This window comes from Flagellimonas sp. B-3 (assembly GCF_056857835.1).
In genome coordinates this window covers 904,769-927,863 of sequence record NZ_JBSXNW010000024.1, presented here as the reverse complement: position 1 = coordinate 927,863, position 23,095 = coordinate 904,769, and the positions used below count along the sequence as shown (strand labels likewise).

General features: G+C 40.1%; 19 protein-coding genes. 11 read left to right on the top strand and 8 right to left on the bottom strand.

Annotated features, from left to right (window positions below; genetic code table 11):
* Positions 1–9: 9 nt before the first annotated feature.
* Positions 10–1,047 carry an A/G-specific adenine glycosylase gene (gene mutY, locus AC13CS_RS16700; protein WP_482888922.1) on the bottom strand — a complete coding sequence of 346 codons (1,038 nt, stop codon included), beginning with the start codon at positions 1,045–1,047 and terminating at the stop codon, positions 10–12.
* 124 nt (positions 1,048–1,171) lie between these two features.
* Between mutY and AC13CS_RS16695 the strand changes: the two genes are divergently transcribed.
* The 3 genes from AC13CS_RS16695 to AC13CS_RS16685 all read left to right on the top strand — a co-directional run bounded on the left by AC13CS_RS16695 (position 1,172) and on the right by AC13CS_RS16685 (position 3,811).
* On the top strand, positions 1,172–1,462 hold the full coding sequence (locus tag AC13CS_RS16695) for an HU family DNA-binding protein (protein ID WP_014032385.1): 291 nt from the start codon (positions 1,172–1,174) through the stop codon (positions 1,460–1,462).
* A gap of 271 nt (positions 1,463–1,733) precedes the next feature.
* A complete protein-coding gene (locus AC13CS_RS16690; protein ID WP_482888921.1) occupies positions 1,734–3,284 on the top strand; it encodes an Rne/Rng family ribonuclease in 1,551 nt (516 codons plus the stop codon).
* 53 nt (positions 3,285–3,337) lie between these two features.
* Positions 3,338–3,811, top strand: a complete 474-nt coding sequence (locus AC13CS_RS16685; protein ID WP_482888920.1) for a regulatory protein RecX — start codon at positions 3,338–3,340, stop codon at positions 3,809–3,811.
* Positions 3,812–3,816: 5 nt separating this feature from the next.
* Here AC13CS_RS16685 and AC13CS_RS16680 read toward each other — a convergent pair whose 3' ends face one another.
* The gene (locus AC13CS_RS16680) at positions 3,817–4,686 is read right to left on the bottom strand and encodes a cupin-like domain-containing protein (protein WP_482888918.1); all 870 of its coding nucleotides are present in this window, start codon (positions 4,684–4,686) and stop codon (positions 3,817–3,819) included.
* A gap of 171 nt (positions 4,687–4,857) precedes the next feature.
* Complete coding sequence (locus AC13CS_RS16675) at positions 4,858–6,687, bottom strand: TonB-dependent receptor domain-containing protein (RefSeq protein WP_293165771.1); 1,830 nt, start codon at positions 6,685–6,687, stop codon at positions 4,858–4,860.
* An 87-nt stretch (positions 6,688–6,774) separates the two neighbouring features.
* On the opposite strand from AC13CS_RS16675, the gene AC13CS_RS16670 reads away from it, so the two are divergent.
* The 3 genes from AC13CS_RS16670 to AC13CS_RS16660 all read left to right on the top strand — a co-directional run bounded on the left by AC13CS_RS16670 (position 6,775) and on the right by AC13CS_RS16660 (position 11,654).
* Entirely contained in the window at positions 6,775–8,271 is a 1,497-nt protein-coding gene (locus AC13CS_RS16670) for an aminotransferase-like domain-containing protein (RefSeq protein WP_482888917.1), read from the top strand.
* 61 nt (positions 8,272–8,332) lie between these two features.
* The gene (locus AC13CS_RS16665; RefSeq protein ID WP_482888916.1) at positions 8,333–9,805 is read left to right on the top strand and encodes an ArnT family glycosyltransferase; all 1,473 of its coding nucleotides are present in this window, start codon (positions 8,333–8,335) and stop codon (positions 9,803–9,805) included.
* A 166-nt stretch (positions 9,806–9,971) separates the two neighbouring features.
* Positions 9,972–11,654, top strand: a complete 1,683-nt coding sequence (locus AC13CS_RS16660; RefSeq protein WP_482888915.1) for an ArnT family glycosyltransferase — start codon at positions 9,972–9,974, stop codon at positions 11,652–11,654.
* Between the two features lie 200 nt (positions 11,655–11,854).
* Here the strand turns inward: AC13CS_RS16660 and AC13CS_RS16655 are convergent, their stop codons facing one another.
* Complete coding sequence (locus AC13CS_RS16655) at positions 11,855–12,241, bottom strand: putative signal transducing protein (RefSeq protein WP_163624975.1); 387 nt, start codon at positions 12,239–12,241, stop codon at positions 11,855–11,857.
* Positions 12,242–12,443: 202 nt separating this feature from the next.
* Here AC13CS_RS16655 and AC13CS_RS16650 point away from each other — a divergent pair, with 202 nt between their 5' ends.
* Together AC13CS_RS16650 and AC13CS_RS16645 are read left to right on the top strand one after the other, a co-directional pair.
* Entirely contained in the window at positions 12,444–14,240 is a 1,797-nt protein-coding gene (locus AC13CS_RS16650) for a M61 family metallopeptidase (protein WP_482888914.1), read from the top strand.
* Positions 14,241–14,768: a GNAT family N-acetyltransferase gene (locus AC13CS_RS16645; protein ID WP_482888913.1), complete on the top strand. Its 528-nt coding sequence runs from the start codon at positions 14,241–14,243 to the stop codon at positions 14,766–14,768.
* 111 nt (positions 14,769–14,879) lie between these two features.
* Here the strand turns inward: AC13CS_RS16645 and AC13CS_RS16640 are convergent, their stop codons facing one another.
* The 4 genes from AC13CS_RS16640 to panC are packed head-to-tail and all read right to left on the bottom strand — an operon-like array spanning position 14,880 to position 18,228.
* Complete coding sequence (locus AC13CS_RS16640) at positions 14,880–16,022, bottom strand: alpha/beta hydrolase (protein ID WP_482888912.1); 1,143 nt, start codon at positions 16,020–16,022, stop codon at positions 14,880–14,882.
* 25 nt (positions 16,023–16,047) lie between these two features.
* A complete protein-coding gene (locus tag AC13CS_RS16635; protein WP_482888911.1) occupies positions 16,048–17,013 on the bottom strand; it encodes a lysylphosphatidylglycerol synthase transmembrane domain-containing protein in 966 nt (321 codons plus the stop codon).
* 3 nt (positions 17,014–17,016) lie between these two features.
* Complete coding sequence (panD, locus tag AC13CS_RS16630; protein ID WP_482888910.1) at positions 17,017–17,367, bottom strand: aspartate 1-decarboxylase; 351 nt, start codon at positions 17,365–17,367, stop codon at positions 17,017–17,019.
* Between the two features lie 12 nt (positions 17,368–17,379).
* Positions 17,380–18,228: a pantoate--beta-alanine ligase gene (gene panC / locus AC13CS_RS16625; protein WP_482888908.1), complete on the bottom strand. Its 849-nt coding sequence runs from the start codon at positions 18,226–18,228 to the stop codon at positions 17,380–17,382.
* A 102-nt stretch (positions 18,229–18,330) separates the two neighbouring features.
* Between panC and AC13CS_RS16620 the strand changes: the two genes are divergently transcribed.
* The 3 genes from AC13CS_RS16620 (at position 18,331) to glmS (ending at position 22,927) form a co-directional block, all read left to right on the top strand.
* Positions 18,331–19,140 (top strand): glycogen/starch synthase, encoded by an 810-nt coding sequence (locus tag AC13CS_RS16620; RefSeq protein ID WP_293165796.1) that lies wholly within the window; start codon positions 18,331–18,333, stop codon positions 19,138–19,140.
* A 5-nt stretch (positions 19,141–19,145) separates the two neighbouring features.
* A complete protein-coding gene (locus AC13CS_RS16615; RefSeq protein ID WP_293165798.1) occupies positions 19,146–20,954 on the top strand; it encodes a DUF4270 domain-containing protein in 1,809 nt (602 codons plus the stop codon).
* Between the two features lie 125 nt (positions 20,955–21,079).
* The gene (glmS, locus tag AC13CS_RS16610; protein WP_293165800.1) at positions 21,080–22,927 is read left to right on the top strand and encodes a glutamine--fructose-6-phosphate transaminase (isomerizing); all 1,848 of its coding nucleotides are present in this window, start codon (positions 21,080–21,082) and stop codon (positions 22,925–22,927) included.
* Positions 22,928–23,095 lie beyond the last annotated feature (168 nt).

The window sequence follows — 23,095 nt, the reverse complement described above, 5'->3', positions numbered from 1 at the left end:
TCAAAAGTACTAAATTTTCAATGTCTTGATAAAATCTGCTATCAAAACTGGTACGGGAAAACCACCGATTTCTTTCCATGGTGTTCCTTCTTCTAATATATCAGAAGTTTTTAGGATCCAAAATTGTGTGTATAAATGTTGGTGTGACAGTTTGTGCACAATGGGTTCATTATTATATAATGATATGGACTTTGCTTTGGGAACAACATCTTTTTTCTTGATCAAGGGCCTCAATTCTTCGGCCTGAAGCATTTTCTCGGACTCAATCAATGGAAATTGATATAAATTCTGCCAAATGCCTTTTCCTGTTCTTTGTTCCAAAATGGTCTTGCCATCATCATCCAGCAATACTATATAATTAAAGTAACGGTTCCGCACCTTGGTCTTGTTCAATTTTACAGGAAGTTGGTCCACTTTGTTCTCTTGGAGCGCCACACAGCTTTCTTGGAGCGGGCACAACAAGCAATACGGTTTTTTGGGTGCGCATTGCACCGCGCCAAATTCCATTATCCCCTGATTATAATCTCGTATATTCCTTTCATCCATCACCTCACGGGCTAGTTCCTTAAAATATTTGATGCCCTGTGTGCTATTAATAGGCAAATCCACTCCAAAATATCTGGACAGCACACGATAAACATTGCCATCTACCACCGGTTCGGCAATATCAAAACAGAAAGATGCGATGGCACTTGCCGTATAGTCCCCCACTCCTTTTAACGATTTTAAGCCCTTGTAGGTTTCGGGAAACTCCCCCTCAAAATCTTCCACCACCATTTTGGCCGTTGTGTGCAAATTACGGGCGCGTGAGTAGTATCCCAGTCCCTGCCAGAGTTTCAACACCTGTTCCTCTGGTGCATTGGCGAGATCATGAATCGTGGGAAAAGCTTCCACAAACCTGTAATAATAAGGCATTCCCTGAGCTACACGGGTCTGTTGGAGAATAATTTCCGACAGCCAAACTTTGTAAGGATCACGCGTTTGTCTCCAGGGAAGCTCACGCTGGTGTTCGTGGTACCAATTCAGGATTTTATGGGCAAAAGTCATTCGATAAAGTAATAAAGCTCAAATGTATCAGTTTATATACTTAAAATTAAAGGGTTAAAGGGAAAGATTAATTTTAATGTTTATATTTGCAAGCCGAAAAAAATTAGAAAATTAATTAGAAGTAATGACGAAAGCAGATATTGTAACTAGGATCTCAGAAAAACTAGGTATTGAAAAAGGAGATGTGCAAGCGACAGTAGAATCCTTTATGGAAGAGGTAAAATCATCCTTGGAAAATGGTGATAATGTTTATTTAAGAGGTTTTGGTAGTTTTATCATCAAGACCAGAGCGGAAAAAACAGGTAGAAATATCTCTAAGAACACTACCATTAAAATTCCTGCACACAATATTCCTGCATTTAAGCCAGCCAAAGTTTTTGTGGAAGGCGTAAAGACAAACGTACAAGTAAAATAATATAATTAACAACACTAAAGCAAGAGCATATGCCGAGTGGAAAGAAAAGAAAAAGACATAAGGTAGCCACGCACAAGCGTAAGAAGCGCAGAAGAGCTAACCGACACAAGAAAAAGTAGTTGTTTCAACTACTTTTTCGTTTTACCCTATCACGTTCTTTGACATAGAGATTCAAGAAACGAATTTCAATCGGTTCGAAAAATAACCGATACTATATATTGTTTAATCATTTATCCCAAAATTCATGTGGGATAAATAAAAATCGATTCAGGTGAATAGAGAATTAATAGTAAGATCTACGCCCGATGCAGTCGATTTTGCCTTACTAAAGGATGGAAAATTAGTAGAATTACACAAAGAAGAAGACAACAATAACTTTTCCGTAGGGGATATCTTCCTAGCCAAGATCAGAAAACCCGTTACAGGCCTAAATGCAGCATTTGTTAATGTAGGTTATGAAAAAGATGCGTTCCTGCACTACCATGACCTGGGCCCGCAACTGTCTTCCATGTTAAAATTCATTAAACAAGCTAGAACAGGGAAACTAAAAGATTACTCCCTGAAAAATTTTCCATTTGAAAAAGACATTGACAAGAATGGCAGCATCAACGATGTACTAAAAGCCAATCAGTCACTACTGGTACAAATAGTAAAAGAACCCATATCAACAAAGGGACCAAGAATAAGCTCCGAGCTTTCCATAGCCGGGCGATTTTTGGTCATGGTGCCTTTTTCCGATAGAGTCTCGGTATCCCAAAAAATAGCGAGCAAAGAGGAAAAGGACAGACTTATAAGGCTTGTAAAAAGTATTAAGCCCAAGGGATTTGGAGTAATCATACGTACCGTAGCAGAAGGCAAAAAGGTTGCAGAGCTGGACAAAGATCTACAGAACTTGTTTTCCAAATGGACAAACATGTGCAAGAAATTGCAGCGGGCGTCACATCCATCCAAAGTTTTGGTGGAACTGAACAGGGCGTCATCCATCCTTAGGGATGTCTTCAACGATTCCTTTACCGGAATTCATGTTGATGAAGAAACACTCTACAACCAGATCAAGGATTATTTGCATGAAATTGCACCTCAAAAAGAATCCATTGTAAAGTTGTACACCGGTTCGGCCCCTATTTTCGAAAAATTTGGGATAGAACGTCAAATCAAGACCTCTTTTGGCCGAACAGCATCCATGAGCCGTGGGGCTTACCTTATTATTGAACATACCGAAGCTTTGCACGTAATAGATGTAAACAGTGGCAACCGTTCCAATAAGGCAAAAAACCAAGAAGATACCGCTTTAGAAGTAAACCTTTTGGCCGCAACCGAAATTGCTAGACAATTACGTTTGCGCGACATGGGCGGAATTATTGTTATTGACTTTATTGATATGACCAAAGGTGACCACAGACGAAAATTGTTTGACCACCTTAGGGATGAAATGAAAGACGATAGGGCAAAACACAAGATTTTGCCGCCCAGTAAATTCGGTCTTGTACAAATTACAAGGCAAAGGGTTCGTCCGGAAATGAATATCAAAACCAGTGAGGAAAACCCGAATGGCACAGGGGCCGAAGTTGAAGCTCCAATTGTATTGATCGACAAAATTCAGTCAGATTTAGAGCGAATCCTTAAGCCAGACCGCAAAAACAACGGAATTGTATTGAACATACACCCGTTTATTGCAGCTTACCTTACCAAAGGGTTCCCTTCTATCCGTTCCAAATGGTTTAAAACTTATAAAAAGTGGATTAAAATCCAACCACGGGATGCTTATAAGTACCTAGAATATCGTTTTAAGGATAAAGACGGTAAAACAATACATCCATAATAAGAAGCGACTCCAGAAATGGGGTCGCTTTTTTGTTTTCTGTACATTTGAATATGAATCATACCAAAAGCTATACACTTACCGAAGCTACCAAAAAAATGGAGCATTACTGTGCCTACCAAGAACGCTGCCACAAAGAGGTTACGGAAAAGTTGAAGGGTATGAACATGATTCCTGAAGCCATAGATCAAATATTGGGTCATTTGATTCAGGAAAATTTCCTCAACGAAGAGCGTTTTGCCAAGGCCTTTGCCAGAGGTAAGTTCAGTATTAAAAAGTGGGGGGCAAACCGTATCATTCGAGAACTAAAGTTTAGGGATATTTCCGCTTACAACATTAAAAGTGCCCTTGCAGAAATACAGAATGAAGATTACCTAACAACTTTTGATGAACTCGCCAGAAAACGTTTGGAACAAATCAAAGAAAAGAATCCATTGAAAAAAAAGAAAAAATTGGCCGATTATCTGCTATATCGTGGTTGGGAAAGCCATTTGGTATATGAAAAAGCCAATGAGCTTATAAAATAATCCAATCACCTTTGAAGCATAAGCTTTTGTGTTCGCTCCACCGCCTTTTCGTTCTTCCAGTCAATCCATTGTTGCCCTTTTAGTCTACGCATAAGATTATCAAAATGGCGCATCACAAAAATGTTGTAAACCGCTTTTCCAAGGTTTTTGGGCTTTCGTGCAATCGCCCTCAGACTCATGGAAAACCCGGGGGTAATATATTTCATGTGGTGCCAATACCCTTCGGGTATGTACAAAACATTTCCGTGCTCCAAATGTGCAATATGTCCTTTGGCATATTGTAAAGCGGGCCATTTATCAAGATCGGGGTCAGCAAAATCGATATCCTCCCGTGTAATTAAAGAGTGTGGAATCTTGTACAGGAATTTTGTCTCTTCTTGGGAAAAAAGAATGCATTGTTTCTTTCCCTCAAAATGAAAATGGAAAATATTGGCCAAATCAATATCGTAGTGCATAAAGGTGTGCGAATCCTCCCCACCAAAGAAAAGCATGGGCAATCCTTTCATGAGCCGTAACCCAAAATCTGGATACTTAAAATCTTTCTGAAGTTCTGGGACTTCTTTTAATATGTTCCAAAGAAAAATACGGTATTTCGTGGGGCCGCTTTTCAACAAATCCACATAATCGGCCAGCTTCATTTTGGCGTGTGGTTCGTTAAAACCTTCGTCGTGTTTTACTGGGCGATCATCATACAAAGGAACTTCCTTATGTCCTGCCACCTCTTTTACATAGTCCAAGCTCCATTTGGAATACGCCGGCCAATCCTCAATAAAGCACTCAATTACAACAGGCTTTTGGGGCCTGAAATATTTTTGGATGAACTCTTTCTTGGAAAGGGTTTTCTCCCGAGGTATCTGTTCAAGGTTCAGCTTCAAAATTTCAAGGAATTTGAAACCACTAAATTAATAAAAGGATTTGAAATGGTTGTAGCACCTATCCCTTTGAAACCAATTTACCTTTCTCCTTGGCCGCTTGGTTCCTTTCAATTTAATTTTATGCCCAGGTCTGGACCATTTTGGTTTTTGGTCTCCCTTGGATTGTTGCGCCTATTTAAAACTATAACGCAGACCGAAAAGCACGTTACTTGGCGGCATTGGAACAAATCCAGACTCTATGTAATCTGCATCAAAAATATTGCTTGCAGTAATGGTAAACTCTGCTTGCTTCACTTTGATCGACAATGAAGCGTCCCAAACATTATACGTTTGCCCCGTAGTTCGCTCTGCATATTTATAAATTATATTTTGACGTACGTTTTTGAACAACTGCATACTTAAACGTGTTGTGTATTGGTGTTTAAGCGTATTTAAAGAGTAACGCGACAATTCTTCATTCTGGTCTAAAATATTGTCATCTAAAAACGCATATCCCACACTTAAGGTTTGTATAAAGTCTTTGAAGTTAAAATTATAGGCGGCATCCAACTCGAGACCTTTGGTATTGACCTCCGTAATGTTTGTCGCTACAAATACATCTTCAGAAACATCGTTTCTAATAAAATCTATTAGATTGTCTGCGTCGCGATTAAAAACGGCAACGCTGGCATTAAACTTGGGTGTGGTGTACTTTAACCCCAATTCTTGGGCAAAAGCTTCTTCTGGTTCCAAATCTTCGTTACCAGTTGTAACCGGGTCGTTATAGAACAGATCTGTATAAGTTGGTATGCGGTAGGTATAACCAATATTACCATAAACCTTAAAATTGTTGGTAAGGTTATAGCCTAAATCCAATCCAGGAAATGCTTTAAACTTAAAGTCTGAAAAATAAGTTAACGCAACACCTGGGGTAATGTCCAACTTATTGTCCGCAATGCTAAAACGATGTTCTAAAAACACATTGGACATGAAACGGTTTCGGCTACCAAGATTATTGCTTCTTAGGTAGATTTCTGAAAACTCTACTCCAAATCCCGTAATTCCCAATTTAGAGGCATACGATGCATTGGTTTCTACGCCAATCTTGTTGGAAATATGCATGTTTCGGTAAAAACCAGGCTCATTTCGTCTCAAGAGAAATAAGTCTTGATTACGTTTCCAATAGATTCTTGGCTGTATTTTTAGCTTGTTTTTCTTAAAGGTGGTAGAAAACGCCAAAAGGCTGTTTTGGGTTTCTTCGTATTCATGAAATGTGGGATTGGTGGTGTAAAAGTTCTCAGCTCCAAAATTGCGCTCCATGAAAGTAGCTGTCATTACAATAGGTTGTGCATTTTTATTGAAAACACTTTTTAAAAAGTAATTGCCATTATCGTAATCTGAGTTATTTCTATACCCTTCAGATGTCATCCTTCCCACATGTATGATATGAGTCGAGTTTTTCTTATCCACACCAGCGGTAACGCTACCATTCAATTGCCCAAAAGAACCAGCTTCTACATTTAAGGAAACAGCATTATCCAAATTCTTCTTGGTAATGATATTGATGGCCCCTGCAAAGGCGTTTTGTCCAAAAACCCTCGCCGCAGGGCCCTTTATGATTTCTATTCTTTCTATCACTTCTAATGGCAGAGCCGCGTTCATGGTATGGTGACCCGTTTGCGCATCGTCCATTTTAACGCCATCAATCAATAATAAGGTTTGGTCAAAACCACCACCTCTTATGTACAAATCTGCTTGGCTACCACCCGTGCCTCGTCTTCTAATATCTACGCCCGCAACTTGTTGCAATAAATCCGCAACATTAACCGCTGCACTATTTTTAATATCATTAGAGGTGATTATGTTTATAGTTCTAGAATTTTCTTTAAATGGAAGGTTGATCCGGTTTGCGGTCACCACAACTTCGCTTAACGAATCTACCTTAACAGCATCGTCTTGTTGTGCTTGTGCTTGTAAAGCACCCACTAGTAAAATCGCAGAAAATAAAATTGATTTCTTCATTATTTAAGCTTGTAACGTAAGTTCTTAAAATTAATACTACAAAAGTCCTAACTTTCCGGACGATTAAACTAGTCCACTTTTAAAACAATGAATAGTCCGGTTTCTGATTTGTTGATTCAGCTGGTATCTATAGATAAATCTGTAGTACAGCCTGTATATGTGCAAGTGGCCCAACAAATAATGAATGCCATACAACGAGGCTATTTGGATAAAGGCAGCAAATTACCCGGGACAAGGGTTTTAAGTGAGTTATTGAATGTTCATCGTAATACTGCCGTGGCCATTTATGATGAATTGGCCTCGCAAGGTTGGGTAAACATTATTCCCAATAAAGGAACTTTTGTGGTGGTTCCTGAAGGTTCCGAGGTAAAAATCAAGGCAAATACGCACCACATCAATCAGGCATACGAGTACCCAAAAAGTCCAGGGTTCCCGTTCCAACAATCCTTTAATCTAGCATCTACCAAAGAGGAGAGCCCTGCCAAATATTCCATAAATGATGGTAAGCCCGATTTAAGATTACATCCCGTGCACCAATTTTCTAGGTGGTATAGCGCTGCAATGAAACGAAAGCCATTAATCAACAAATGGAATAAAACCAGTGCCTTGATGCCTTCTGTTTTTAGCACGCAACTTTGCAACTACCTAAATGTCACTAGGGGCTTCCATATAAAACCACTCAATTTATTGAATACACGAAGTACGGAAATGAGCCTATACATCGTTTCACAGGTGCTAATTAATCCGGGGGATTTGGTGCTGGTTGGACAATTGAGCAATTATGTAGCCAACATGATATTTCAGCAAGCTGGCGCAAAGATAAAAACTGTTCCCGTAGATGACGAAGGTTTGGATATTGGATACATAAATGAACATTTTATACACGAGAACATTCGTTGCCTCTATGTGTGCTCCAATAGGGACTATCCTACTACCAGAACTTTAAGCACCAAAAGAAGGTTGCAGTTACTGCATTTGGCCAAAACTCACGGTTTTGCCATAATCGAGGACGATTTTGACTATGATTTTCAGTTCGATGGCTCTTCCATGTTACCCATGGCCAGTGCAGATGCCGGTGGAAACGTTATTTACTTGGGCAAACTGGGTCAGTCTTTATTTCCGAGTTTTCATACGGGTTTTGTCGTGGCTCCAGAACAGGTAATTACCGAAGCCAAAAATTATTTGCAATTATTGGACACACAGGGAGACTTAATACAGGAACAAATGCTTTCTGAATTGATATCCGAAGGTGAAATATACCGGCTTAAGAAAAAAAATATCGTTACTTACAAACAACGCAGAGAAGTTTTATGCAGTTTATTAAATCAATATTTTAACACCATCCTTGATTGGCAAATACCTTCTGGAGGACTTGCCATGTGGTTACAATTTAGAACACCCATATCATTGGTAAAATTAGCCGAAGAAGCAGAGCAGTTGGATTTATTCTTGCCTAAAACCATTCTCTATCAAAATAAAAACACCTGCGCCATTCGTTTTGGATTTGGGCATCTAAATGACGAAGAACTAGAAATTGTAATGAAAAAATTAAAACAAGCGTACCTACAATTGGTAGCTGTTTAACCATTCAAATTTATCTATATTGCAAATATGATAATCAACGACCAAAAAGCTGAATACCGCCGTGCTTAAAAAATTACGTTCTCCAAGGTATCAAGATTTGGACTGGAAAACGGTCCTTTTTATTTTGGTCGTGGTATCCATCTTTATCCGCTTCCCATTCTTTTTTAGGGATTATGTGGATCGCGATGAGAGCACTTTTATACTCATGGGACAGTCTTGGGTGAACGGATATTTACCGTACATCCAATTGTGGGACCTAAAACCACCGATTACCTTCCTATATTTTGCCACCATTATTAAACTATTTGGAAAAAGCTTCTTTGCCATCCGGCTTTTTGGCTCGTTCATGGTAGCTCTAACAGCTTTGTTTACCTATGGAATCGCAACAAAGATCACTTCCAAAAAAGTTGCGTTTTGGGCGGCCATTTTCTGTGTTTTTTTCCAAAGCCTGTTCGGTAGTTTGCAGGGTGTAATGTCCGAGCATATCTGTACGCTCTTTTTTGTGGCCGCCCTGTTTATTCTATTTTTAAAAGAAGACGGAAAATGGTTTTTTACTACCGGGCTTTTGTTGGGGCTTTCGGTAATGACTAAACTGAACATGGCCTATCCTGTTTTAAGCTTGGGCATTTATTTTTTGTGGGAGGGTTTTCACAAAAAGCAGGTTTGGACAAACATTAAATACTTGATTTTTATGGGAATCGGGTTTTTGGCCACCGTTCTTCTCACGCTTCTTCCTTATTACCTTCAAGGTGAATCTGAAATTTGGTGGAAATCCATTGTCGAAGCTCCCTTGGCCTATTCTGAAGGTAAATTTCATTCTCCTTGGAAAACATTGCCTTATGTTGGGACTATAGCCATACTTTTAGGGTCAGGCTATTATTTTAAATTAATTGATTGGAAGTCAAAAAAATTGCAATTGTTGACTGTTGTTGTGGTCGGGATTTTAATCTCTTACATACAGGCAGGCAAAGTGAACGGGCATTATTTAATCCAGTTGTATCCTTTTATATTGATTCCCTTGGCAATGGCTGTGGCCAAACTGCCCATTATCACTAAAAAGTATCGGCCTTTGATTATTGCCTTACTGATTTTAATCCCCATGGAATCATATCTGGAATATGGCAATATCATATCCAACAAGATAAGAAATGGGGCTTTTTATAATGGCGAGGGCATTGATGTTCCAAGATATATTGAGGAACATGAGCTTGAAACAAAGAACATTTTTTTTACTGAATACCACATTGGGTATTGGGTACTGGGAGTAAATCCGCCTACCAAAGCCGCTACGCACCCGAGCAATATTACCCGTGAAGAGTTATTTCCGTACATGGATAATCCGAGAAAAACCGGTATTGAAGAATTAAAATACATCATGGAGGTTATCCGCCCCAAAGTATTGGTAGCTAGGGAGGGCAAGAAGATTTTTGATAAAAAACTGGTGGAATACAACACCTATATTGATGCTTATCTTGAAAAGCATTATAAATTAAGGGCAACTGTTGGTCGTGGCCTTATCTATCAACGGTTATAAAAACCTACTTCCCTTTAATACTTCCAAATAATATATCTGAAGTTTTTCCGTTGAAGATATGGGTTACCTTGGTTGCCCGCAGCATATTTATTGCCCCATTACTTTTTACCAGACAGGTTTCCCTTCCAATTTTGGAGTTGTCTAATACCAAATCTTATATGCTGCGATGGTCAAGAACCTGTTTTCCCTTCTCAATAAGGGAACCTTTTTCACAATTATATCCTTATCCTTTCTTATACTTTATGTTGTTTCCCTCTTTCTCAATTTAGGGGTCGCTCCTTTTTACAATGAAGAGCCCAGGCGATCCATAATCGCCATGGAGATGCTGTCCAATAAAAATTTTGTGGTGACCACACTTTTCAATGATGTGTTTTACGACCATCCTCCCTTGTGGAATATAATTTTGGCAGGGAGTTCTTGGTTGTTTGGAACCGATACCGAATTTGCATTTAGGTTTCCCTCTGCATTATCATTGCTCTTGACTGGTATTCTGGTCTATTTTATAGGCAAAAAATATGTAGGACATGTATTCGGTACTGTTTCGGCCTTTTTATACATGGTTTCCATAGACCTCTATTTTTTCTTTTCCAATACGGCTGAAATCGACATCTTTTTTTCCTTGCTCATCTTGGCAAGCATTATGGGAATTTATCACTTTTATGAACAAAAGAAGTTTGTTTCCCTATATCTGTACGCCTACTTTTTCTGCTTTTTGGGTTTTTTGACTAAAGGTGTCGTCTCTTTGGTTTTTTTGGGTATATCCCTGTTGGTGTTCTTTATTTATAAGAAAGATTATAAAAAACTGTTTCTCCCTGTGCATTTTCTCTCCATATTTCTTTGTTTGGGAGGCATTGCAGTATTCTTTTATGTTTATGGACAGTATGATGATGTTCATGCATACATAGAGGGAATGTGGAGAATTACACGAAACAAATCATTCTTGGACGAACAAAACAATGCCTTTTTCTCCCACTTTTTATGGTTTCCATTAAATATGCTTGGGAACCTTTTTCCTGCCACCTTACTTATTCCCTTTTTGTTCAAAAAATCAGTCATTTTAAAAATCAAGGAAAACCCATATATAATCTTCCTGATCTTGATTTTCTTTTCAAACTTTATTATTTACTGGTTATCGCCAGGGGCTAAAGCACGATACACTTATATGTTTTATCCCATACTTATCAGTATTTTAACCTTTGCCTTTTTGATAGAGAAAAATAAAAATGGATGGAAAACAAAATTGCTCTTTGGTGTCTTGTCCGCCATATCATTGTTACTTGGCATAAGCTGTTTTATTCTCCCTTTTATTGATTATTTGGATACTGTAAAAGGAGTAACTTTCCTTGGCATTCTCTTTGGGTTTGGCGGGTTAACTTTATTCCTGTTGCAACTTAAAACATATAACATCTGGAACAGGTTAGTCTTTGGGTTAATGGGAATTGTAATGTTTAAATTAGTGTTCTCACTTACTGTTTACCCATTAAAGCAACAGAAAAGCTCTTCATCCATATTCAAAAAACATGCTAAAAACATTTTGGAGATCACCAAAAGCTCACCCATTTATCTATTTTCAGAGCTTGATTTTTTTGGTCATCACGAAATTGGAAAATTTTATACAACAGGAGCCTATTTGGAACTTTTGGGAAATCAAATCCCTAAAAAAACCTCATCCTATAAAGAAAAGGGGTATTATATTCTTCATAAGGAAGAATTAAAAGGGCAAAAGGTTTTATATACTATTGATAATCGGACAAGCTGCCTTGTATTGATTAAAAATGAAGAAGAACAGGCTAAAACTTGGTCGCATATTCCAGAATTACCACCTTATCAAAGCGAGGCTCTTCGTTGATCCTCCCCAAAAAGGTAACCTTTGTTTTTTTCAGGATGACTTCCTCGGTTGTAGGGTGTTCATCACCACTGAAAATGATGCCGGTTTTTACTTTTTTCTGCTGTTGTTTTTCAATAATCCACCTGCAACGATTCCATCCCAATCAATGGCCGATGCGAACTTTTTTCCTACTTCTGTTGAGGTCCCGGTTATAAATAGTTTCATCTAATGGGTCTGGTAATAAAATTGCACTGCATGCATTGATACTTTCTGGGCTCAAAGAAAGGAAACAGTTTATAGAAGACGGTGCTCCGAGAATAATAAATTTCGGATTTCGTCGCTTTACAGTTCGGGCAGACAACAGGATTGCCAAAATTGTCGGTGGCGTAGTTGCGGACTTCATCAAAAATTTCCTTGGCCCGTTCCTTATCGGTTGAATACACCTGAAGCTTTACACCTCCCAAAGCTGCACTGATCAAAGGGTCTGAATTAATAGTAGCTTCATCCCTCAAAAAAACAGGGATGCCCTCCGCTTCCAATTTGCCTTTGATAACCACAGCGTCTGCAGGAAACTCAAATGTCCCCAACGTATGAAATTCGGTTTTCATGCTTCCATATATTTTTTGAGCGTTTGCAATACGCTTGAATTTTTTTTGCATTGAAGACGTACAGATATAACCGCAATCGCTCAATTTCTTGTTAAAATAGTCGATATTTTCAAATAGTTACTGAAAAAAGTTCCCTATAACGCAAATGTAGTACTTACGCTGATTATACAGTATCTTAGTTGCTCTTAAACCTATTCTAAAAATGAAATTTACCCTTTCTTTTCTAGCACTATTTACCGGACTATGGATGACGGCCCAAACGAATACTTACAAAATTTCCTTTGACAATGCCGTCCATCACGAAGCAGTTGTTGAAGCTACTTTTCCCGACTTAACTTCGGATACCGTGGAGTTTCGGATGAGCAGGACCTCCCCTGGACGCTATGCACTTCATGAATTCGCCAAAAACGTTTACGGATTTGAGGCTACGGACAGTAAAGGAAACGCTTTGACCGTTACCCGTCCCAACCCCTACGCCTGGGAGGTCAGCGGACATGATGGCACCATCAACATCAAATACATTTTGTTTGCCAACCGTGGTGGGGGCACCTATTCGCAAGTGGATGAAACACATGCCCACCTAAACATTCCAGCAACCTTCATGTTTGCACCTGAATTGAGCGAGCGCAAGATTGAAGTGACCTTTAACGCCCGTGAAGATTTGGATTGGAAAGTGGCAACGCAGCTTCCTTTGGTCTCGGGCACTACCTATTCGGCCCCGAACCTTTATTATTTTATGGACAGCCCTACGGAAATCAGCAACTACATGCTGCGATCTTTTGAGGTGGACGGAAAAACCATCAACCTTGCTCTGCACCACAACGGAACCGAAGCAGAAGCCGATGAATATTTTGAAAAAGTGAAAAAGGTAGTGCTGGCGGAAAAAGAGGTTTACGACGAACTTCCTGATTTTGATTATGGGAATTACACCTTTCTTGCCTGTTATATCCCCAATGCCTCTGGTGACGGTATGGAACATCGCAACTCTACTATATTGACCAGTACCCGTAGCTTGGCCGATGGAGGTATGGAACGTAATATCGGGACGGTATCGCACGAATTTTTCCATGCTTGGAACGTGGAGCGCATTCGCCCCAAAAGTTTGGAGCCTTTTGACTTTGAGGCGGCCAATATGAGCGGTGCCCTTTGGTTTGCCGAAGGCTTTACCAGTTACTACACCAATTTGATTTTGTGCAGGGCGGAGCTTATTTCGCCCAAAGAATATGTGGAAGGTTTGGCGGGAACCTTTAACTATGTTTGGAATTCTCCTGCACGGCAGTTCTTCAATCCTATTGAAATGAGTTACCAAGCTCCATTTGTGGATGCGGCTACCTCGGTAGACCCGGTTAATCGTGAGAATATGTTTATTTCCTATTATTCCTACGGAAGTGTTTTGGGCTTGGCCTTAGATCTATCGCTTCGTGAAGAGGGATTGAACCTCGATGATTTTATGAAACTCGTCTGGAAAAAATACGGTAAAACTGAAATTCCCTATACCATCCAAAACCTTCATGATGCCTTAAATGAATACGCTGGCAAATCTTTCGGGGACGAGTTCTTCAATAATTACATCTATAAAAGTGAAATGCCCGACTATAAAAAGCTTATGGAGTCCGTTGGGGTTGTGTTGGAACAACCTGAGACTTCACCCTATTTTGGAGCCTATGCTTCCATGAATCCAGATAAAACAGGTTATACCATTCTTAGAAATACTTCGATGGGAAGTCCAGCATACAAGGCTGGCCTGGACAATGGGGATGTGGTATTGAGCATCAACGACAAACCTTTAACGGAAGACCAATCTTTTAGTGATTACCTGAAACAGTTCAGCTTGGGAGAAGCATTGCAGGTAAAATTCACGAGGTACGGAAACGAAAAAACTACAGAATTGGTACTTGTCCCAAGTCCAGATTACACATTTAGTTTGATGGAAGACAAGGATAAAAAACCGTCCAAAAAGATGCTGGAACAGCGCAAAGGGTGGCTCAAAGTGGAATAGATGGTCGTTTACAAACAAGCGGAATCTTTGAAGGAACTGGAACAGATTCTAGACCTTCAGCAACGTAATTTACCCAAAAATATAAGTCAAGAGGAAAGCACAAAAGAAGGTTTTGTGACCGTGGAACACCCTCGGAACCTTCTAAAATCCATGAACGATGTGTGCGGACACATCATTGCGGTGGAGGATAACCAAGTTGTTGGGTATGCCCTATGTATGCACCCTAAATTTGCTGATGAGATTGAAGTGCTACGGCCTATGTTCAAAGAAATTGATAATGCTCTAAAAGAAAAAAACAACTATATGGTGATGGGGCAAATCTGTGTAGCCAAAAGTCATCGGGGCAAAGGTGTTTTCCGAAACCTGTATCAAACCATGAAAGAGAAACTGCCCGAGAGCTTTGATACCATTATTACCGAAGTGGATGGAAAAAATAAGAGGTCTTTGGCGGCGCATGCGGCCATAGGGTTTAAAACCTTGACCATATACCATTGGGGTGAAAAAGAATGGCACATTATTAGTTTGTAATAAGAAATCTTTCCAAATGGATTTTGGTTATCAAAGTATGCTATAAATTAAACTCTGTTCCTAGCCGGGGCACGAGTCTAGCTCCAACCATCAATCCAATTATCTGGAATTCTAATACCCGAAGTCCGCTTTGAGGGCATCAATTTTTTTGAGGGCCAAATCCTTGGTCAAAAAGTCGATTTCTTCCAATTGGAAGGCTTTTTCGAATGTTTTGAACGCTTTTTTGGGCTCTCCTATAAATTCATAATACTCTGCTTCAAAGTAAAAGCCCATCATGGTGTCGGGATATTCCTTTTTGCAAAGATCGGCCAAAGGTTCCAGTGACTCATAGTCTTCTTTTTTCAGACAGGCGGCATAAATGGCCATAATATCGTTGAGCTCCACTGGCTTCTCAAACCCGAATAGGTCTTCTATGGTTTGGTATCTATTCTCTAAATAATTGAAAACAGGTTCTTCAGAAGTAAGAATGTCTGATTTGTATTCGGCTGGTGTGATAGGCCTGTAGATGCTGAACACATTATCAAAAGCTTTGCTTATGCCATAAGCAGCAATGGAAGTGTGGTCTGCATTTTCGTATTCATCAAAAAAGTAGTGCAATGATTCTTTGGTGATGGAGTTGATGCTGGTGTTCATCTGAAGGATACGCTGTCTATCGTCCGTAGGCTGCTTTTCCACAATCAGATTGTAAAAAATCACTTGGTCCAGTTCAGATAAACGAGCAGGAACCCTGCTTTCCATTTCGGTAGCCATTACTGGGGATATGTTAATATATGAATTGAAAAGCGAACGCTCTTTGAACAAATAATAATTACCAAAATTAGCGGTGATATCGTACCCCACAAACATTTTGAAGGGTGCAATATTGTAACTCGTTTCTAGGTAGGGAATCAGTTCCGTGCCCAAGAATTCGTAGAACATTTTACCTTTCTCGGTCGGCAGGCCCGATACATCTTCGTATGCACAATCTTCCCATCTTAGGTCGTTTTGTAATTGATGAACGCCAACTACGATGGCTTCGGGCATACGGTCGAACCTGCTTTGGAATTTTACATTGGCCACAACAAGGTCGAACAGGTATTCCGCATCCAAAACCACGATGAGCGGGTATGTTTTTTCTTCGGTGTAATCTTCTGGGAAATAATAGGATACATCTCTTCGCTCTTGTAGTTTGAAGGATTCAAAAATCTCCTTTTTTACTTGGGCACCTAGGTTCAAGCACGTGAAGCCTATCAGTAGAAATAGACATTTTTTCATTGGTTAAGTTTTATGCGGTTAGGGCTTACCGATTTCTATTCAATAACGGTAATACAATGAATGATATTGTGCCAAAAACTACGACCATGAAGGTTTGTGCAATCCACATGATCCACCCAAATGCATCTCCAGAAACCGAGCTTATTCCGTAAATGCCCAAGGCAGCACTCACAGCAATAGGGTAAAGGCCGATTCCACCGTTGGTTGTGGACATGGCGAAGGCTCCTGCCACAAAGGCAACCAATAATTCCCCCAAGGATAGGGGAATGGTTTCTTCAATGGTGTGTTTTATAACCCAGAACATGCCAAAATAGGCAATCCATATAAAGAGCGTATGGAGGATGAACGGCCATTTGTTCTTCATTTTAAAAACACTGAGCACGCCATCTTTTAGACCGTTTAAAAATCCTTTGAGCTTTATTGCCAAAGGTGATTGGGATTTACGGATGATGAACGACCCCAAAAACAGGCCTACAATGCCTACGAACAATATTCCGATGGCACCGATGATGTTTACTCCTTTTTCTTCCAAGAAACCAAGGATAAAGTCGGTTTGAAGCACCAAGGTGATCATGATGATGATCAGAAGCATCAAAAGATCGATGACCCTTTCGGTGACGATGGTCCCGAACCCTTTTTCAAAAGGGACATTTTCGTAAGTGGTAAGCGCGGTTGCCCTTAAAATTTCACCGGAACGGGGAATCCCCAAGTTGGCAAAATAGGATATAAGGACAATAAATATGGTGTTGACGGTTTTGGGCCTGTATCCCATGGGTTTCAAGAGGTATTTCCAGCGAACCGCCCTCGAAATATGACTCAAAATCCCAATAATCACGGAAACCCCTACCCAAAATGGGCTTGCATTGGAAATATAATGGATGATTTGTTCTCGTTCTTCTGGAGTGGTGGAGTTGTAAGAGTACCAAATCAAAAACAGCCCAAAAGCAATGGGTACAAATATCTTAAGGAATTTTTTTAGGGATTTTCCCAAAATTTACTTGAGTAGATTGGTTTCCTCGTTGGGGAACACCAATGCGGGATTAAATGTTTTTGCCTCTTCAATATTCATCCAAGCGTAGGTGATCAGGATCAATATGTCTCCTACGGCCACTTTTCTGGCGGCAGCACCGTTAAGGGTCAGTTCTCCGGAGCCTCTTGGACCGGGAATGGCGTAGGTTTCCAATCGTTCACCGTTGTTGTTGTTCACAATCTGCACTTTTTCGCCCCTAATAATGTTGGCGGCATCCATAAGATCCTCATCTATGGTAATGCTTCCTATATAGTTAAGGTCTGCCCCGGTAACTTTTACTCGGTGTATTTTAGATTTTACGACTTCTACTTGCATGGTGCAAAATTATCAATTCAATCTTAGATTATCAATTAAGCGAACGCCGTCTGCGTAAACGGCGATAAACGCCCTATATTTTTGGTTGTCCTGAATTTTTAGGGCCGGCGTCAATGTGTTCTCGTCAGCGATTTCAAAATATTCGAGGTCAAACAGGGGGTGTAGTTCAAATTCTGACCTTACCCAATCCGCAATACCTAGTGCACTTTTCGTGCCAAAATCGGCTTTGGCAGTTTGCAGGGTAGTATGAATAAAGCCAGCCTGTTCACGAGTGTCTTTTGACAGTCTTTCATTGCGGGAACTCATGGCGAGACCGTGTGGTTCTCTTTCAATGGGGCAACCGATAATTTGAAAGGGCAATTTTTTTATTTCGGCCATTTTTCGGATAATCTGCAACTGTTGGAAATCTTTTTCGCCAAAATAGGCTTTGTCGGGAGCTACGGTTCTCAGAAAAAGTTCTACAATGGTGCCGACACCGTCAAAATGCCCTGCTCTGAACTCGCCTTCCATTACTTTGTCCAAACCATCGAACTCGTATGATTGGGAGGTAATGTTCTCTCCATAAATTTCATCCACCGTTGGGGCAAATACCACAATGTTCTCCGAGACCTGATTTAAAAGGTCGATGTCCTTCTCGAAAGTACGCGGATATTTATCCAGATCATCTTTTTTATCGAACTGGGTTGGGTTGACAAAAATGCTGACAACAACCAGGTCATTTTCCGAAAGAGCTTTTTTTACCAATGAGATATGGCCCTTGTGAAGCGCTCCCATGGTGGGAACAAGACCAATTGTACGGTCTTTTTCCCGCTGCTCTTGGGTAAAGGCGTTCAGTTCTTTTTTAAGGTCGAATATCTTCATATACAGGTACAAAAGGGTGCAAAAATACTATAAATACAGCTAATCAGCATAATTTTTGTACTTTTGCAGCTATGTTTTTCAGATAAACAAAAGAAAGCGTTTATGAATGGTAAAAAGGTATTGTTTGTATCTTCTGAATTAGTTCCCTACCTCCCAGAGAATCCTGTTTCCTTAATGTCGTACGAAGCGCCAAGAATGGTGAACAGCAATGGTGGCCAAATCCGCATTTTTATGCCAAGGTATGGAAACATCAACGAAAGGAGGCATCAATTACATGAGGTAATACGTTTATCGGGGATGAACCTGGTGATCAACGATATGGATATGCCCTTGATCATTAAGGTGGCATCCATACCAAAAGAGCGCATCCAAGTCTATTTTATAGACAACGACGAATACTTTAAAAGAAAGGCAACATTTGCCGATGCTGATGGGAATTTGTTTCCGGATAACGACGAGCGCGCGATATTCTTTGCAAAAGGAGTTGTGGAAACGGTAAAAAAATTGAACTGGTCCCCAGACATCATCCATGTGCATGGATGGATGGCTTCCTTGGTGCCGCTTTACCTGAGAAAATACTATGCAGATGAGCCTTTGTTCTCTGAAAGTAGAATTGTAACATCAGTATATGGTAAAGATTTTGAGGGAGAGCTCGATACTGCCATGATAGATAAAATAGCTTTTGATGGCATAGACAAAGAAGAAATTTCTGCACTGTCCCATCCCGAGTATAATAATTTGTTAAAGGTTGCCGTAGATCATTCCGATGCCGTTATTTTAGCCGCGGAGGAATTGTCCGATGACCTAAAAAGCCATATAGACAATCTTTCCGTACCTGTTTTGCCCTATGTTTCGCTTCAAGAAGCAGAAGAGGCATACACAAATTTCTATAATACAGAGGTTTTAAAATAGATTTAATGAGATTTTCCAAGATTATCAAAGTTTCGGCACTGTTTGGAACTTTGTTTTTACTAATTGCCTCTTGTGAAGACGAATTGGACACCATAGGTGAAGGTGTTATTGCAGGAGAGCCTTTCACAACCGGTAAAGTGGAGTACGATGTGTTTGCCTACAACAAAGGCATTACAGCGGTACAGACCAATAAACTGCCACTGTACCAATTGGGCACCTTTAATGATCCCATTTATGGACAAAGAAAGGCCAGCATCATTTCCCAGCTTCAGTTGTCCACAACATCGCCCACGTTTGGTGATATTTCCCAAGCAGACGAGGACGATCCAGATAACGATCAAGAGAACGAAACCGTAAAGGAGGTCTATTTATACATACCTTTTCAAACATCACCTTCGCCCGATTCGGATGGAGATGGCGTACCCGATGATTTGGAAAAAAGCGACGATGACGTTGACGACCCTAATTCCGATTGGGACGGTGATGGGGTGACCGATAACCAAGAGCGGGTCCAAGGTTCAAACCCCTATGACCCCGATGAGGATGGAACTGAGGATAATTTTGTATCAAACAATTATCCAAATAAGTTCGATTTGGACAGTATTTATGGCTATAGCGATGAAGAACAGACTTTTAATTTGGTGGTTTCTAGATCCAATTACTTTCTTCGGGACTTAGATCCAAATTCCAATTTTGAACAGGCGCAGGAATATTATTCCAATCAGGATTTTTCCAGCTTTATAGGGGAAACCTTATTCAGTGGAGAGGTAACCGTCGATAATGAAGAAATTATCGTTGATAATAAGGAGGATGATCCGGACACCGAAGATGTTGATGAATCCACACAAGTAGACACGAAGCTCAATCCCGGTATCCGTGTAGAGCTAAACAAGGAGTTCTTCCAACAAAATATTTTGGACAAAGAAGGTCAAGCTGAGCTATTGAGCAGTTCCAATTTTAAAAATTTCCTTCGGGGAGTACATTTATCGGGAACCGATATGGAGCAATTAATGTTCTTGCTGGATTTGTCCGAAGCAAATATTACCATTACCTATACGTACGATGATTATGACGCCGAAGCCGAGGAAGAAGTAACATCCGAAAAGGATTTTGTATTAAACTTTCTTGTGAGTTCCCAAACAGGGGTTACTGGAAATGCCGTTAATGTTTTTGAGAACGAAATGTTACCGCCAGAAGTAGCGAATGCTATGAACAGTGGAGAGAATGCTTCTAGAATATATGTAAAAGGCGGTGCCACACTTGCCGAGGTACGCTTGTTTGAAGAAGTGGAAAACGGAGGGGCAAACATTATTAACCAAATCAAGCAAAACAATTGGGTGATCAACGAAGCTAATTTGGTATTTTATGTAGATCGTCAAACGTTGGACGAATCGGTTGTAGAGCCGCCGAGGCTTTATTTGTACAATGCAGAAACCAATCGACCCCTATTTGATGCATCTAATGAAGACCCAACAGTTAATTCCGGTTCAAATCCATTAACATACTTTCTAAATCATGGTGGACTTTTGGAGAAAGAAAATGACAGGGGCGTAAAATATAAGATCCGTATTACAGAGCACATCAATAATATTATTGTCAGGGATTCTGCAAACGCCAAATTAGGGCTGACTTTGACTCCTAATATTAACCTTATAGGTGTTCAAGAAGCGGTTGGTAGCGATATGCAGGGAATTGATTACCCTGTTGCGGCAGCCATAAGTCCTTTGGGTACGGTTTTATATGGGAGCAATGTTTCCGATGGAGAGGAAAGTAAGAAACTTAAATTGGAAATTCACTACACCGAAGCCAATTAAAAGTACGAATTTATCGTAGTTTTTTGGGCGTTTATCGTTTTAAACAACCAGAACTGCATATTTTAACGTATACCTTTTAAATTTGATGACCAGCCCCCAAATGGTTATTAACTAAAAAAAATCTTATGTGTGGAATAGTTGGCTACATTGGTCATAGAGATGCCTATCCAGTTATAATAAAAGGTCTTCAAAGACTGGAATATAGAGGCTACGATAGTGCCGGAGTTACCTTGTTCGACGGAGAAAACATACATCTTGCCAAAACAAAGGGTAAAGTTGAAGATTTAAAAAACAAGGCCGAAGCTTCTATTCCCACTAAAGGAAAGTTGGGCTTGGGGCATACAAGGTGGGCAACCCACGGAGTTCCAAACGATGTAAATTCACACCCCCATTACTCCAATTCAGGTGATTTGGTGATTATTCATAATGGAATCATAGAAAACTATGAGTCCATTAAACAAGCACTTATCAAAAGAGGGTACACCTTTGAATCGGATACCGATACCGAAGTGCTCATCAACCTCATTGAAGAAGTCAAGAAAAAAGAAGGGGTAAAACTGGGGCACGCAGTTCAAATTGCATTGAACCAAGTTGTAGGGGCTTATGCCATTGCTGTTTTTGATAAAAACAAACCTGATGAAATCGTGGTAGCCAAGTTAGGTAGTCCACTCGCCATTGGGATTGGGGAAAACGAATACTTTATTGCCTCGGATGCCTCACCGTTTATAGAATTTACCAACAACGCCGTTTACCTTGAAGACGAGGAAATGGCCATTGTAAGGATTGGCAAGGAAATCAAACTACGTAAAATAAAGGATGATTCCATTGCCTATCCAAACATTTTAGAACTACAGCTCAACCTGGAAGAAATAGAAAAGGGCGGGTACGACCACTTTATGCTCAAAGAAATTTATGAGCAGCCCAAAGCTATATTGGATACCTATAGGGGTCGTTTGTTGGCCGATAAGGGCATCATTAAAATGTCCGGCATCGATCAGAATCTGGAAAAACTCCTCAACGCCAACAGAATCATTATCGTAGCCTGCGGTACTTCGTGGCACGCCGGTTTGGTAGCAGAATATATTTTTGAGGACATGGCCAGGATACCTGTTGAGGTGGAATATGCCTCGGAATTCAGGTACCGTAACCCGGTAATTACCGAAAATGATGTGCTCATAGCCATTTCCCAATCAGGAGAAACAGCAGATACTTTGGCGGCCATTAAGCTGGCAAAAGAAAAAGGAGCTTTCGTATTCGGTGTGTGTAATGTTGTGGGGTCCTCCATTGCTAGGGAAACTCATGCAGGAGCATATACCCACGCAGGACCTGAAATTGGGGTGGCATCCACCAAGGCATTTACAACTCAGATTACGGTATTGACCCTGATTGCCTTGAAATTGGCGCAAGAAAAAGGAACCCTCTCTCAATCCAAGTACCATGAATACTTGGCAGAATTGGAAGCTGTACCGGCTAAAGTGGAAAAGGCATTATTGTCGAATACGCTAGTAGAGGAAATTTCGGAAATCTATAAAGATTCATCTAACTGCTTATATTTAGGTAGGGGGTATAATTTCCCAGTTGCATTGGAAGGCGCACTGAAATTGAAAGAAATTAGTTATATCCATGCAGAAGGCTATCCCGCTGCAGAGATGAAGCATGGACCCATTGCTTTGATCGATGAGCAAATGCCAGTTGTAGTAATTGCCACCAAAAAAGGCCACTACGAAAAAGTAGTAAGCAATATCCAGGAAATAAAATCCAGAAAAGGGCGAATCATCGCCATAGTAACAGAAGGTGACGAAACCGTAAAAGAATTGGCGGACCACGTAATCGAGGTTCCGGAAACTTCCGAAGGCCTTTCTCCGTTACTCACAACAATCCCCTTACAATTGCTTTCATACCATATAGCTGTAATGAGAGGTTGTAATGTAGACCAGCCAAGAAATTTGGCTAAATCCGTTACGGTGGAATAGAAAGTAAAAACATACGATCAAACAAAAAAGGTGCTGGAAACAGCACCTTTTTTGTTGAAAACATATATTTGAACAGGATTTTTTGCCAAAAAAGTATTATGCATGCATAATTTTTTTCAAATTTGTATAATCGAAATAAAAAAAATGTATCTTCCCGATTGATACTTA

Coding starts and splice junctions, on each gene's coding strand:
- mutY (WP_482888922.1), bottom strand. CDS start 1,047: ATGACTTTTGCCCATAAAATCCTGAATTGGTACCACGAACACCAGCGT.
- AC13CS_RS16695 (WP_014032385.1), top strand. CDS start 1,172: ATGACGAAAGCAGATATTGTAACTAGGATCTCAGAAAAACTAGGTATT.
- AC13CS_RS16685 (WP_482888920.1), top strand. CDS start 3,338: ATGAATCATACCAAAAGCTATACACTTACCGAAGCTACCAAAAAAATG.
- AC13CS_RS16675 (WP_293165771.1), bottom strand. CDS start 6,687: ATGAAGAAATCAATTTTATTTTCTGCGATTTTACTAGTGGGTGCTTTA.
- AC13CS_RS16670 (WP_482888917.1), top strand. CDS start 6,775: ATGAATAGTCCGGTTTCTGATTTGTTGATTCAGCTGGTATCTATAGAT.
- AC13CS_RS16660 (WP_482888915.1), top strand. CDS start 9,972: ATGGTCAAGAACCTGTTTTCCCTTCTCAATAAGGGAACCTTTTTCACA.
- AC13CS_RS16655 (WP_163624975.1), bottom strand. CDS start 12,241: ATGAAAACCGAATTTCATACGTTGGGGACATTTGAGTTTCCTGCAGAC.
- AC13CS_RS16650 (WP_482888914.1), top strand. CDS start 12,444: ATGAAATTTACCCTTTCTTTTCTAGCACTATTTACCGGACTATGGATG.
- AC13CS_RS16645 (WP_482888913.1), top strand. CDS start 14,241: ATGGTCGTTTACAAACAAGCGGAATCTTTGAAGGAACTGGAACAGATT.
- AC13CS_RS16640 (WP_482888912.1), bottom strand. CDS start 16,022: ATGAAAAAATGTCTATTTCTACTGATAGGCTTCACGTGCTTGAACCTA.
- panD (WP_482888910.1), bottom strand. CDS start 17,367: ATGCAAGTAGAAGTCGTAAAATCTAAAATACACCGAGTAAAAGTTACC.
- panC (WP_482888908.1), bottom strand. CDS start 18,228: ATGAAGATATTCGACCTTAAAAAAGAACTGAACGCCTTTACCCAAGAG.
- AC13CS_RS16620 (WP_293165796.1), top strand. CDS start 18,331: ATGAATGGTAAAAAGGTATTGTTTGTATCTTCTGAATTAGTTCCCTAC.
- AC13CS_RS16615 (WP_293165798.1), top strand. CDS start 19,146: ATGAGATTTTCCAAGATTATCAAAGTTTCGGCACTGTTTGGAACTTTG.
- glmS (WP_293165800.1), top strand. CDS start 21,080: ATGTGTGGAATAGTTGGCTACATTGGTCATAGAGATGCCTATCCAGTT.